This is a genomic window from Oceanimonas marisflavi (assembly GCF_003049725.1).
GTDB lineage: Bacteria > Pseudomonadota > Gammaproteobacteria > Enterobacterales > Aeromonadaceae > Oceanimonas > Oceanimonas marisflavi.
This window is the reverse complement of sequence record NZ_QAGM01000027.1, coordinates 20,518-32,984: the sequence shown is the minus strand read 5'-3', so window position 1 is coordinate 32,984 and position 12,467 is coordinate 20,518. Positions and strand designations below refer to the sequence as shown.

Below are 12,467 nucleotides of genomic sequence, written 5' to 3'. Positions count from 1 at the left end.
CTCATTTGCTTGGCTGGAGAAGTGTCGGAGGCTGTGGAAGAACTGCGAGCGCAAGCTCAATACGAGCTTGCAGTTCATCCACTTGGCATTTTTGGTTTTGCTATTACGGAGATCGTAAACAGGTTCTGAGGCTTTCCTTCTCCCTTCTCCCTTCTCCCTTCTCCCTTCTCCCTTCTCCCTTCTCCCTCTCACGTCCTTCCTGTTTCGCCTCGCTTTTTGCTCGGGTTAAAGTTGCCAAGCCGGTGCCAATTTGATACTAAAGGAACCCCCGCGGCCGAATGTTTTTGTTCGGCCTGCGTTTTTCGTTCAGATGCGAAGCATGGGTAATTGAGATATGCTAAGCAGGTTACAGCAGTCGGAGAACAGCTTTGATAAACGTATTCCTGGTTGATGACCATGAGTTAGTGCGCACAGGGATCCGACGCATACTGGAAGACGTCAAGGGAATGAAGGTGACGGGCGAGGCCAAAAGCGGTGAGGAAGCCGTGCAGTGGTGTCGTGAACATCACCCTGACGTCATTCTGATGGATATGAACATGCCCGGTATCGGCGGACTTGAAGCCACCCGCAAGATTCTGCGCTTCAATCCCGATGTCAAAATCATCGTCCTGACCATTCACACCGAAAACCCGTTTCCTACCAAGGTGATGCAGGCGGGAGCCGCCGGCTACCTGACCAAGGGCGCCGGGCCGGAAGAAATGATCAACGCCATTCGCCTGGTGCACAGCGGCCAGCGCTACCTGTCGCCGGAAATTGCCCAGCGCATGGCCCTGAGCCAGTTTTCCAACGAGGAAAACCCGTTCAAGGAGCTGTCGGAGCGGGAGCTGCAGATCATGCTGATGATCACCCGGGGCCAGCGGGTGACCGACATCTCCGAGCAGCTCAACCTGAGTCCCAAAACCGTGAACAGCTACCGTTACCGGCTGTTCAGCAAGCTCAATATCAACGGTGATGTGGAGCTGACTCATCTGGCCATTCGTTACGGCATGCTCGACGCAGAAAAAATCTGAGCCCGGCATACCGTATGAGCCAGCCCTTTGATGCAAAGGCCTTTCTCAAGGTGGTGACCGATCAGCCCGGCGTGTACATGATGTATGACGCCGGGGGAGAGGTGATCTATGTGGGCAAGGCCAAAAACCTCAGAAAACGGCTGTCGTCCTATTTTCGCGCCAGTGTCAGCGGCGAGAAAACCCGGGCTCTGGTGCGCCAGATCCATGATGTGCAGGTGACGGTGACCCACACCGAGACCGAAGCGCTGATCCTGGAGCACAACCTGATCAAGCAGCACCTGCCCAAATACAATGTGCTGCTGCGGGACGACAAGTCCTATCCCTATATCCTTATTTCTGACCATGCCCATCCGCGTATCAGCATTCACCGCGGTGCACGCAAAAAGCGGGGGGAATACTTCGGTCCTTACCCCAATGGCAATGCGGTGCGGGAAAGCCTGCACCTGATGCAGAAACTGTTTCCTGTGCGCCAGTGCGAAGACAGTGTCTATGCCAACCGCAGCCGGCCCTGTCTGCTGTATCAGCTCAAGCGCTGCGCCGGCCCCTGCGTGCAGGGTCTGGTCAGTGATGAGGAATATGCCCATCAGGTGCAGCTGGCCCGGTTGTTTCTGCAGGGCAGGAATCAGCAGGTACTGACCGATCTGGCTGACAGCATGGAGCAGGCCAGCCAGGAACTGCGTTTTGAAGACGCCGCCCGGTTCCGGGATCAGCTGCAGGCGTTGCGCCGGGTGCAGGAGCAGCAGTTTGTCAGTGGCAATGTGCTTGACGATCTCGATGTGATTGGGCTGGCCGTTGAACGCAGCCAGGCCTGTGTGCAGGTGCTGTTTATTCGCCAGGGCAAGGTGCTAGGCGGGCGCAGCTATTTTCCGCGCATGGCCCCCGACACCGAGGCCGAGGAGATACTGCAGAGCTTTGTGCTGCAGTTTTACCTCTCCGGCATCAACGGCCGTGAAGCGCCGTCGGAAGTGTTGCTGGACCGTACCCTGCCCGACGAAGCCGTGCTCAGCGAGACCCTGAGCCAGCATTACGGCCGCAAGGTACGACTGCGCAGTGCCGTGCGCAGTGAGCGGGCGCGTTTTGTGAAGCTGGCCCGCACCAATGCCGACACCGCCCTGGCCAGCCGGCTGGCCCACCGCAGCACACAGCGTCAGCGCCTGGCGCAATTGCAGGAGGTGCTGGGATTGCCGGACATTGCCCGCCTGGAATGTTTTGATATTTCCCACACCATGGGTGAGAAAACCGTGGCCTCCTGCGTGGTGTTTGACCAGGACGGTCCGCGCAAGAGCGACTATCGCCGTTTTAATATCAGTGGCATCACTCCGGGGGATGACTACGCGGCCATGGAGCAGGCGCTGAACCGGCGCTTTGACGGGGCCGATCCCGACAGTTTGCCGGATGTGCTGTTTATCGATGGCGGCCTGGGCCAGCTCAGCAAGGCCGAAGCTGTGGTGCAGGAGGCGCTGGCCGACAGCCCGAAACAGCCTCTGCTGGTGGGGGTGGCCAAGGGCGTGACCCGCAAGCCCGGGCTGGAGACCCTGATCATGGGCTTCAGCCACGAAGAACGGCACCTGCCGGCCGATCTGCCGGCACTGCACCTGATCCAGCATATTCGCGACGAATCTCATCGTTTTGCCATCACCGGGCACAGAGCTCAGCGGGGCAAGGCTCGCACCACCAGCAGCCTGGAGAGTATTCCCGGGGTTGGTGCCAAACGCCGCCAGGCCCTGCTAAAATACCTGGGCGGTCTGCAGGAAGTGAAGCGGGCGAGTGTGGATGAGCTTTCCAAAGTGCCGGGCATCAGCCGGGCGCTGGCAGAAAAGATCCACGATGCGTTGCATCACTGAAGCTCATCATGCACCATGTATTGGCATCGTACCCTGGTTTAAACAACAATGATAAATGTCCCTAATTCCCTGACTTTTTTTCGCATTCTGCTGATCCCCATCTTCATCGTGCTGTTTTATCTGCCGTTTGACTGGGCTTATTTCTGGGCGGCGGCAGTCTTCACCCTGGCGGCGGTTACCGACTGGCTGGACGGTTTTCTTGCCCGCCAGCTTGAGCAAAGTACTCCTTTTGGTGCCTTTCTTGATCCGGTGGCCGACAAGGTGATGGTGGCGGCCGCCCTGGTGCTGATCGTGGAAGACTACAGCAGCCCGCTGGTGACCATACCGGCCATGTTCATGATCGGCCGCGAGATCCTTATCTCCGCCCTGCGGGAATGGATGGCCGAGATTGGTCAGCGTTCGCGGGTGGCGGTCAGCTGGATTGGCAAGTGGAAAACCACCATTCAGATGCTGGCGCTGATCGGTCTTATCTGGCAGCAGAACATTTACATGATCTGGGGCAGCTATGTGCTGCTTTACGTGGCCACCGGCCTGACCCTGTTTTCGGCCTACGACTATCTGAGAGCGGCCTGGGGCGACCTGACCAGCAGCAAATAAAAAGTATAAAAATCAGGATTGCGCATAAAAAATGTGCGAATGGACGTGAAAAAACAGATTCTGGTTGACTGAGCGTCATTCGCCATTAAAATGCCAGCCATATCAACGACCTTCCTGTGGCGCGTTAGCAAAGTGGTTATGCAGCGGATTGCAAATCCGTTTAGTCCGGTTCGATTCCGGAACGCGCCTCCATATTCTTCTTCGAATACGTCTACGCCCGGATGGTGAAATCGGTAGACACAAGGGATTTAAAATCCCTCGCTCGCAAGGGCGTGCGGGTTCAAGTCCCGCTCCGGGCACCATTGAAACTCAAGTACTTACAGTACATTTCTAACTCTTTCAGCTTTTCACTTTTGCCCTGAATGGCGACAAAGTGGCGACAGCGATGTTTTGCTCTGTTGTGGTACGGTGCTGTGACGCTGATTGAAGCTCCCATTTTCGTGTTTTTCAGGTTTAGCGTGGCTTTATTGATCCTGCCAGCGCTGTAATTTCTTTATTTTCGTGCAATTTGCTTCACTGGTGGCTGAACCTCAGATCAATACGCGAAGGCGGCCGCTCTGGGCCGCCTGGGTAAAGGGTGCCGGGCGTAGCCGGTGAAGCTTTGCAGGTTGCCCTTGATGGTGCCCACTGCGGTGGCGCCTACCACCCAGTCAGATGGCATTCCAACTGGTGAGGACACTACCGCCCAGGGCGAGAGCATGAGTGCTTACTTTTTGCCCAGCGACGCCAATCCGGCAATGATCACTTTCTCCAGGTAAGCACTGTTCATACTCGCCATCTTCTGTTTCCGCCTGATACTGGCCTTTTTCGATGTTTCAGAACGTAACATATTTAACGCCATGTGCCGGAATCCGGCCAGGATTTCGGGGGCATTCTCGCGATAAATGGGGCAGTTATCTTCCTTCATTGATACATCCAGAACCCAATGCAGGCTATTTTCAATCCCCCAATGACCACGAACAGCAGCCGCAAATCGAGCGGCGTCCAGTTCAGCTGAACTGATGTAATAGCGGTACTCCAGCGAAGACTTGCCTGATTTATCCTGGCGATAACCAATGGCAACGCCCAGTGTTTTCATGCCTTTCCACTCGGGAAACTCGGCAAGCAGTGCGGTGGCCGGCAGAACATGGTACTCCCGGGCTTCAGTGCGACCATGTCCATGCTCAATAATGACGTTGTCCGGCTTGGTTTCTTCACTGTGTACCGGACGAAGCTCACGCTGAACCGCCCGGTGCAGTAGTTCCTGGTTATCTTTTACCGCAAGCAGATAATCTCCACCCTGGCTGATGATGGTTTCTGCAATCTTGGTCTGACAACCCATGGCATCAATGGAAACCAGGCAGCCGTTGATATCCAGCAGACTTAGCAGGGCAGGAATGGCCGTGATTTCATTGGATTTGGCCTCGGTTTTCAGTTGCCCCATGACCACCTTGTTATCGACCGCAAAGGCACTGACCATGTGGATGGCAGAGCGTCTGTCCTCACGATCGTATGAACCCCGCAAGGTCTTACCGTCGATGGCTATCAGCTCACTGCCAGTGCGTTCATTGACTGATTGTGCCCAATGAACGAAGCATTGCTGAAACTCGGTGGGGTCAAGGGCAGAAACGATACGGGCAATGGTGTCATGTACCGGCAAGCCATTGGTAAACAAGCCTTTATCCTGAAACCAGTCGAGGTGTGCTTCACCGAAATCTTCGATGTCTTCCCAACCTTCAGCGCCGGCGATGACCGCACACACCGTCAAGAACAGGACGTCAAACAGCGGGTAACTAATCTTGGCCGTTTGGCGGGGATCTGTCAGTTCACCAAAGTACTCGAAAAAGGCATCAAGGCTCATGGTCGTGCTCCCAAAAGGGAGTATAAGATCACAAGTCGATCAGCGGGTCAAACCACCCCAAACTGGTTGTAAAGTGTTCGCGATCTTGCCCTGCACTACCGCCAGGGGCACAAAAGACTTGCTGAGGGAACTGGAAGGGGCGCAGTAAGCGTTCTTCTTATTTCATTAACCGAATATCGGCCTTGCGCCGTTTTTTTGCTTCCTGGTAGAAATTTTCGTGCGGGCCAACGCTGAGCAGGTAAAGCTCCAGCTTGTCTTCCACCCAGCTATACCCCAGCAGCACCAACTGGCCGTCCAGCTTGAACTTGTGAACCCAGAGATGGGACAGATCGCCAACCTTACGTTCACCGAGTTCCGGATTCTCTATTACCTTGTCGATCTCGTCTTCCACCACCTTCACCTGTTTTACGCTCAGCCTGGAAAGCTGCCTGGTGAAGAGGTTGGACTCGTAAACATCAATCTCTCTTTGTTCTGCGGGCATAAGGCCTTACCTTTCCAGCTTTTACCTCTTCGGTGGCCAGCAGTGCGTCTTTCACAAAGCTGAAGGGCAGATCCGGGTTCTCCTCGACCATCTGGCCGATTTTGGCCCAGTACTCGATCTGTTTTGGAACGGAGCGGTGTGCCACGGAAGCGTGCATTTTGACATCTGCAACGAACTCGTCGTCCAGTCTGATTGATTGGGCCATGGTCGTGTCTCCCTGATTCACTGAACTGGATTGTATGCGACAAAATGTTGCATATCAAACCCTTTTGTTGCTTTGTCGCTTGCCGTTTTTCCGTGAGAGGGAGTTATATAATGATGACAATTCAGAAGGTGCTGGTGTTCTGCAACAGGCACTTTTTCTCAGCGCCTGCAAAGAGGGTAAGGATCTGCCGCATTAACGGCTGATAGCCTAGCCCGTTTAACTCAGCGATTGAAGTGGCAATATCTGGTGCTGTCTAGGCTCTGTCTGTGCTGCGCCGTTTACGCCCCTCGGCGAGTTCCCGGCTGCCACCCGTTTCAGCTGTGGCTGCGCGCCAGTGAACCATGCATGGCGCTGTTGTCGTCACCCCTGGCGATGCAGGCATCCATTTGTCTGAACAGCCGCTCCAGCCGCTGATACAGCTGGCTTGTTTCCTGACCCGACGAAGGCAGAGAGGTGTAGTCATGGCCGTTCAGCCCGAGCGGATCCCGGCGGGCCGACTCGATGCGGCGAAAACCATAGGTGGTTCCCTTTACCTTGCCCAGCAGAGTCAGCTCAAACCGAATCTTGTCCTGCACCGGCAGCAGGCCGTAGAGCCGTGGCCTGTGCTCCACCATGCCTTCGGCGTTCAGCATGTCCCGTCCGGAATAGTGAATGACCGGCGCAGTCTCGTCCAGTGGCACCAGCAGCCGCTCGGCGCAGCGGCCGGCCGCCTGCTCACTGAAGGGGCGGGGTGAAAAAAAGGTCAGGCTGGCCAGGCGAGGGGGCCGCTCCTGAGTGACGGCCACGCCCGGGGTCTGGTCGGTTACTCTGAAACCATTGCCATTGCCCAGATCAAACGCCGTCATTTCGGCGCAACCGGCCAGCAGCACCAGCAGCAGGGGCCACCCGCGTAGAAAAGAGATCATCCTTAACCTCCGTGCCATATCTTCCCTTCTGAAGTGTGGCCCCGGGAGGGCTGTTAGACAATAGCGGTGTATAATTTGATTACAAGCCCGGGGGGGACGGGCTATCATGCAGCAAAGGAAGTCAGTACGGGTTTATTACTCTTTATGCGCAGCTTAACCGGATTTATTGCTCCAGCCTTTGTTTTGGGTACTTTGCTTATGTCAGGCCCTGCTTTTTCCTATGTTCATGGCAGCATAGACAACGTCATGTCTGCCTATGGCGAGCTGGCCGAAATACGCATGCGGCCGCACTTTATGCGGGCCGAGGTCAGTTATCCGCCCAAAGACATTGTCTTGCTGGCCACCAAGGAAGAAAAAGCCCTGGAGTTGTGGGCCCGCAACGACGACGGCGCCTTTCGCTTTATTCGCAGTTACCCGGTGCGCAAGGCCAGCGGCGGCCCCGGGCCCAAGCTGCGGGAAGGCGATAAACAGGTGCCCGAGGGCATCTATCGTATTACTCATTTAAACCCCGACAGCCGTTTTCATCTGTCGATGCGGCTTAACTATCCCAATTCCTACGATCTGATGCGCGCCGCCAAGGAAGGGCGCACCGAGCCGGGCAGTGATATCTACATTCACGGCAAGGCGGAGTCGGTGGGCTGTCTGGCCATTGGTGATATTGCCATTGAGGAGCTGTTTGTGCTGGTCAGCCGCATTGGCGTGGACAATACGTCAGTGATCATCGCCCCCCATGATCCCCGTCGGGAGCCCCTCGACGGCTTTGCCGCCAACCTGCCACGCTGGGCGGTGGAGCTCTATGCCGATATCTCCCGGGAGTTTGCCAAATACCCTCGTAACGAAGATATCTGAGCGCCCGGAGTTACGATTTCCGGCTTCGCCTGAGCCGGGCGTACAGGGTGGTGCGGCTGATCCCCAGTCGCCGCGCCGCCTCACTGATATTGCCGTCGCACTCGTTCAGCACCTGTTTTATTGTCTGCTCGGTGGAGGCCTTCAGATCCTGAGAGGCCGGCGCCGGTTTTGGTGCTCTGGGCAGTTCGGGCAGGTGATGAGCCTCAATAATGGCACCGTCGGCGAGAATGCCGGCCACTTCCAGTACCTGCCGAAGCTGGCGGATATTGCCCGGCCAGGGGCAGCCGTGCAGGGTGTCCATCAGTCCGGCGGCCAGCCGGCAGGCATGACCGTGCAGCTCCTCCAGTAATTTTTTCACCATCGCCTCAAACTCCACCCGCGCAAACTCGCGCAGGGGCGGCAGCGTGATTTTGTAGCCGTTCAGGCGAAAATACAGGTCTTCCCGAAACTGGCCCGCCTGCACCATGGCCTCCAGATTTTTATGGCTGGCGGCAATCACGCAAAAGTCCACCGGCTCGGGCTCATGGCAGCCCAGGGGTACCACGGCTTTTTCCTGCAATACGCGAAGCAGCCGGGTCTGGGCCGCCAGCGGCAGCTCGCCGATTTCATCCAGAAACAAAATGCCCTGGTGGGCGGCGCGCACATAGCCGGTGCGTCCGTTCCTGTGGCTGCCGGTAAAGGCCCCGGGGGCATGGCCAAACAGCTCGGCTTCCACCAGCTCGGCGGGCAGGGCGCCGCAGTTAACCGCAATCAGCGGCCCCTGAGCCCGCCGGCTTTGCCGGTGCAGCCGGCGTACGGTGTGATCCTTGCCGGTACCGGTTTCGCCCTGCAGCAGCAGGGGCACGCCGTGGTTGAGCAGCTTAAGGGCGGCGCTGTCGGCGCTGGCGACCGGGCAAGGGTGGACCGGTGCCGGCTTTCGGCTCAGCAGCACCATGCCATCCCCCCAGGGCGTGAGTTCACCCTGGCGCAGCTGGCTTAGCAGACCGGTGGTATCCAGCTCCGGCAGCCACTGCCGGGCGCGGCGGTTGGCACCGAGCAGCCGGCCGTCTTCCCGCAGGGCAATCAGCGCCGACCAGGGTTGTTGCAGGCCGGCGGCATCACTGGCCAGGTTCAGCAGCCAGCAGGCGTCCTGCTGCTCGCTGATCAGGGCGTTTTCCATGGTCAGCGCCATCAGCCGGGCGGTCAGCAGCATGTCGGCGCTGTGGGCGCCGGCCTCGCTGGAAATGTCGATCACTCCCAGCAGTTCACCGGTGGGAGAAAACACCGGACTGGCGCTGCAACTGATGGCGCCGTTGGCATGCATATAGTGCTGCTCGCCCAGCACCGACACTTCCTGCTGCTCCGAGAGGGCGGTGCCAATGGCATTGGTGCCCATGGTCTGCTCATGCCAGCGGGCGCCGGTGGCCAGGGCCAGACGCCGGGCCCGGTCACCAAAGCGGGTGTCGCCCGCGCTCAGCAGTATGGTGCCTTCGGCATCGGCAAACAGCAGCCGGCAATCCCGGCCCTGCTGCCATTGCTCAAACAGCGGCATGGCCTTTTGCAGCAGGCTCAGCAAATGGCGGTGGCGCTGCTGGCGCCGGCGCAGCTCGGCCGGGGGCAGGCAGCAGGGATCGGCGGCATGGTTGCGTTGCAGGCCAAAGGTCTGGCTGCGTTGCCAGGAGCGGGTAAGCAGCTCACCGGGCTGCGGGGTTGGAGCGGGATAGATCATGGTCATTCTCTTCGCCTGTGCGGAATCTGAACACTTGTACTGAACACCCGTACACTCGCGCTACAGCTCGCTGAAAACGGGCCAGCGAATCTTGTGCCCCAGTGTAGCCGGCAATGCCTTGCAACATAAGGCCTGCGCCTTTGTTTGTTATGAAAATGTAAAGCTGGCATCGCCCTTGCACTGTCCAGACCGTCACTGAACACACTCAGCAAGGAGAGCACCATGATCTATCAGCAACCTGGTCAACCCGGCGCCGTTGTCAGCTTCAAGGCCCGTTATCAGAACTATATTGGCGGTGAGTGGATCGCACCGATCAATGGCCGCTACATGGACAACACCTCGCCGGTGAATGGCGCCGTATTCTGTGAGGTGCCCCGCTCCGACGCCGATGACGTGGATCTGGCGGTCAGGGCTGCCACTCAGGCCTTTGCCGGCTGGGGCACCACGCCGCCGGCGGAGCGCGCCAACCTGATGCTGCGCATTGCCGATCGCATTGAGCAAAACAAGGAAATGCTGGCGGTGGCGGAAACCTGGGACAACGGCAAGGCGGTGCGGGAAACCCTGGCCGCCGACATTCCCCTGGTGGTGGATCACTTCCGTTATTTCGCCGGTGCCATTCGCGCTCAGGAAGGCAGCGCCGCCGAGCTGGATGCGGGCACCGCCGTGTATCACTTTCGCGAGCCGGTAGGGGTGGTGGGGCAGATCATTCCCTGGAACTTTCCGCTGCTGATGGCCGCCTGGAAGCTGGCGCCTGTGCTGGCTGCGGGCTGCTGCACCGTGCTCAAGCCCGCCGAGCAGACTCCGGCCTCCATTCTGGTATTAATGGAGCTGATCGGCGATCTGCTGCCGCCGGGGGTGATCAACGTGGTCAACGGCCTGGGCCCGGAAGCGGGCGAAGCCATTTTGCGCCACCCCGGCATCGCCAAGCTGGCCTTTACCGGCTCCACCCCCGTGGGCCAGCACATTCTCAAGGCCGCCGCCGAACGGCTTATTCCGTCCACCGTGGAGCTGGGCGGCAAGTCCCCCAACATCTTCTTTGAAGACGTGCTGCGCTTTGAGCCCGAGTTCGTGGACAAGTGCATTGAAGGCATGCTGCTGACCTTCTTTAACCAGGGCGAGGTCTGTACCTGTCCGTCCCGGGCGCTGGTGCAGGAAAGCATTTATGACGACTTTATGGAGCGGGTGCTGGCGCGGGGCCGGGAGATCAGGCAGGGCAACCCCCTCGACACCGAAACCCAGGTAGGCGCCCAGGCCTCACGGGAGCAGTTCGACCGTATTCTCGGCTATCTGGAAGTGGGTCGCTCCGAAGGCGCGCAAATGCTGCTGGGGGGCCAGGCCAATTCCATCAGCGGGCTGGAAAACGGCTTCTACATTCAGCCCACCATCTTTCAGGGCTGCAACCACATGCGGGTGTTTCAGGAAGAGATCTTCGGCCCGGCGGTGGGGGTCACCACCTTCAGAGACGAGGCCGAGGCCCTGGCCATTGCCAACGATACCGAGTTTGGCCTGGGCGCCGGGGTCTGGACCCGGGATGTAAACCGCGCCTACCGCATGGCCCGGGGTATTCAGGCCGGCCGGGTATGGATGAACTGCTACCACGCCTATCCTGCCCATGCCGCCTTTGGGGGCTACAAAAAATCGGGCATCGGCCGGGAAACCCACAAGATGATGCTGGATCACTACCAGCTCACCAAGTGCATGCTGGTCAGCTACAGCAGCAATCCCCTGGGCTTTTTCTGAGGCTTCGGCCTCAATAACAGGAGCAAACCCATGAGCACAGCAATCTTTTTTATGCCCTCCGTCAATCTGATCGGCGACGGCGCCCTGGAGCAGGCGGTCAATCAGGTCAGCGAGTCCGGTTTTCGTCATGCCCTGATCGTGACCGACAGGCCCCTGGTGGAGCTGGGTTACGCCGGCCAGCTGCAGCAGGCACTGGCGGCCAGGGACATTCAGGCCAGCATCTTTGACGGCGTGCAGGCCAACCCCACCACCGGCAACGTGGAGGCGGGCCTGGCTATGCTTCAGCAAAAACAGTGCGATTTCGTGATCTCCCTGGGCGGCGGCTCGCCCCACGACTGCGCCAAGGCCATCGCCCTGGTGGCCAGCAACGGCGGCGATATTCGCGACTATGAAGGGGTTGATCAGTCCGCCAAACCCCAGCTGCCGCTGGTGGCCATTAACACCACCGCCGGCACCGCTTCGGAGATCACCCGCTTCTGCATCATTACCGACGAGCGCACCCACATCAAAATGGCCATCGTCGACAAGCACGTGACCCCTGTGCTGTCGGTGAACGACCCGTTTCTGATGAAAAACATGCCGGCGTCGCTCACCGCCGCCACCGGCATGGATGCGCTCACTCATGCCGTGGAAGCCTATGTGTCCACCGCCGCCAACCCCATTACCGACGCCTGTGCCATCAAGGCCATTACCCTGATCAGCCGAAACCTGGCCAGGGTGGTGGCCAACGGCGCCGATATGGAAGCCCGCAACAACATGGCCTATGCCCAGCTGCTGGCGGGCATGGCCTTTAACAACGCCTCGCTGGGTTATGTGCACGCCATGGCCCACCAGCTGGGCGGCTTCTACGATCTGCCTCATGGGGTGTGCAACGCCGTGTTGCTGCCCCACGTACAGCGCTTTAACAGCCGGGTGGCCGCCGCCCGACTTGCCGAGGTGGCTGCCGCCCTGGGTGAAGAGGTACAGGGGCTGACCGAGCAGCAGGGCGCGGACCGCTGCATTGCCGCCATTGAACGGCTGGCCCGGGAAGTGGGCATTCCCGCCGGCCTCAGTGAGCTCAAGGTAAAGGAAAGCGACTTTGCCGAGCTGGCCCGCAACGCCATGAAGGACGCCTGCGGCCTGACCAACCCGGTGCAGCCCAGCCACGATGAAGTGGTCGGCATCTTTAAGGCCGCGTTCTGAAATACCTTTAAAAAGTGGAACGCAGGCGGCTCGCCTGCATTGGCGCCGTCAGGCGCCTTTTTTCAATGTATTCCCGTAAACGCAGATCGGCTGTACTCACTCGGGT

12 protein-coding genes, 2 tRNA genes and 1 pseudogene are annotated in these 12,467 nt (G+C 58.7%); 9 read left to right on the top strand and 6 right to left on the bottom strand.

The window, feature by feature from the left end; all coding sequences use genetic code 11:
• From DA373_RS14260 to DA373_RS14235, 6 genes and pseudogenes are all read left to right on the top strand, one after another.
• Window positions 1-118: pseudogene (locus DA373_RS14260) on the top strand (IS5/IS1182 family transposase); the annotation flags it as partial.
• 250 nt (window positions 119-368) lie between these two features.
• Window positions 369-1,010 carry a UvrY/SirA/GacA family response regulator transcription factor gene (gene uvrY / locus DA373_RS14255; protein ID WP_107852969.1) on the top strand — a complete coding sequence of 214 codons (642 nt, stop codon included), beginning with the start codon at window positions 369-371 and terminating at the stop codon, window positions 1,008-1,010.
• 14 nt (window positions 1,011-1,024) lie between these two features.
• Window positions 1,025-2,854 (top strand): excinuclease ABC subunit UvrC, encoded by a 1,830-nt coding sequence (uvrC, locus tag DA373_RS14250; RefSeq protein WP_107852968.1) that lies wholly within the window; start codon window positions 1,025-1,027, stop codon window positions 2,852-2,854.
• A 48-nt stretch (window positions 2,855-2,902) separates the two neighbouring features.
• Window positions 2,903-3,451, top strand: coding sequence for a CDP-diacylglycerol--glycerol-3-phosphate 3-phosphatidyltransferase (gene pgsA, locus DA373_RS14245; RefSeq protein ID WP_107852967.1), 549 nt, complete (start codon window positions 2,903-2,905; stop codon window positions 3,449-3,451).
• A gap of 118 nt (window positions 3,452-3,569) precedes the next feature.
• A tRNA-Cys gene (locus DA373_RS14240) sits at window positions 3,570-3,643 on the top strand.
• A 23-nt stretch (window positions 3,644-3,666) separates the two neighbouring features.
• Window positions 3,667-3,753: transfer RNA gene (locus DA373_RS14235), tRNA-Leu, on the top strand.
• Between the two features lie 233 nt (window positions 3,754-3,986).
• Here DA373_RS14235 and DA373_RS16580 read toward each other — a convergent pair.
• The 5 genes from DA373_RS16580 to DA373_RS14210 all read right to left on the bottom strand — a co-directional run bounded on the left by DA373_RS16580 (window position 3,987) and on the right by DA373_RS14210 (window position 6,882).
• Window positions 3,987-4,112 carry a hypothetical protein gene (locus DA373_RS16580; RefSeq protein ID WP_269801429.1) on the bottom strand — a complete coding sequence of 42 codons (126 nt, stop codon included), beginning with the start codon at window positions 4,110-4,112 and terminating at the stop codon, window positions 3,987-3,989.
• Between the two features lie 45 nt (window positions 4,113-4,157).
• Window positions 4,158-5,291: an ISAs1 family transposase gene (locus DA373_RS14230; RefSeq protein WP_107852966.1), complete on the bottom strand. Its 1,134-nt coding sequence runs from the start codon at window positions 5,289-5,291 to the stop codon at window positions 4,158-4,160.
• Between the two features lie 157 nt (window positions 5,292-5,448).
• Window positions 5,449-5,772: a type II toxin-antitoxin system RelE/ParE family toxin gene (locus DA373_RS14225; RefSeq protein ID WP_107852965.1), complete on the bottom strand. Its 324-nt coding sequence runs from the start codon at window positions 5,770-5,772 to the stop codon at window positions 5,449-5,451.
• A complete protein-coding gene (locus DA373_RS14220; protein WP_107852964.1) occupies window positions 5,747-5,977 on the bottom strand; it encodes a TA system antitoxin ParD family protein in 231 nt (76 codons plus the stop codon). Before DA373_RS14220 ends, DA373_RS14225 begins: the two co-directional genes overlap by 26 nt.
• A gap of 314 nt (window positions 5,978-6,291) precedes the next feature.
• The gene (locus DA373_RS14210) at window positions 6,292-6,882 is read right to left on the bottom strand and encodes a hypothetical protein (protein ID WP_107852963.1); all 591 of its coding nucleotides are present in this window, start codon (window positions 6,880-6,882) and stop codon (window positions 6,292-6,294) included.
• 198 nt (window positions 6,883-7,080) lie between these two features.
• Here DA373_RS14210 and DA373_RS14205 point away from each other — a divergent pair, with 198 nt between their 5' ends.
• Window positions 7,081-7,731, top strand: a complete 651-nt coding sequence (locus DA373_RS14205; protein ID WP_107852973.1) for a L,D-transpeptidase family protein — start codon at window positions 7,081-7,083, stop codon at window positions 7,729-7,731.
• A 10-nt stretch (window positions 7,732-7,741) separates the two neighbouring features.
• Here the strand turns inward: DA373_RS14205 and DA373_RS14200 are convergent, their stop codons facing one another.
• Complete coding sequence (locus tag DA373_RS14200; RefSeq protein WP_408635789.1) at window positions 7,742-9,445, bottom strand: sigma-54-dependent Fis family transcriptional regulator; 1,704 nt, start codon at window positions 9,443-9,445, stop codon at window positions 7,742-7,744.
• 216 nt (window positions 9,446-9,661) lie between these two features.
• On the opposite strand from DA373_RS14200, the gene DA373_RS14195 reads away from it, so the two are divergent.
• Together DA373_RS14195 and yiaY are read left to right on the top strand one after the other, a co-directional pair.
• Complete coding sequence (locus DA373_RS14195; RefSeq protein WP_107852962.1) at window positions 9,662-11,179, top strand: aldehyde dehydrogenase family protein; 1,518 nt, start codon at window positions 9,662-9,664, stop codon at window positions 11,177-11,179.
• Between the two features lie 30 nt (window positions 11,180-11,209).
• Window positions 11,210-12,361, top strand: coding sequence for an L-threonine dehydrogenase (gene yiaY / locus DA373_RS14190; protein WP_107852961.1), 1,152 nt, complete (start codon window positions 11,210-11,212; stop codon window positions 12,359-12,361).
• The last annotated feature ends 106 nt before the right edge of the window (window positions 12,362-12,467 follow it).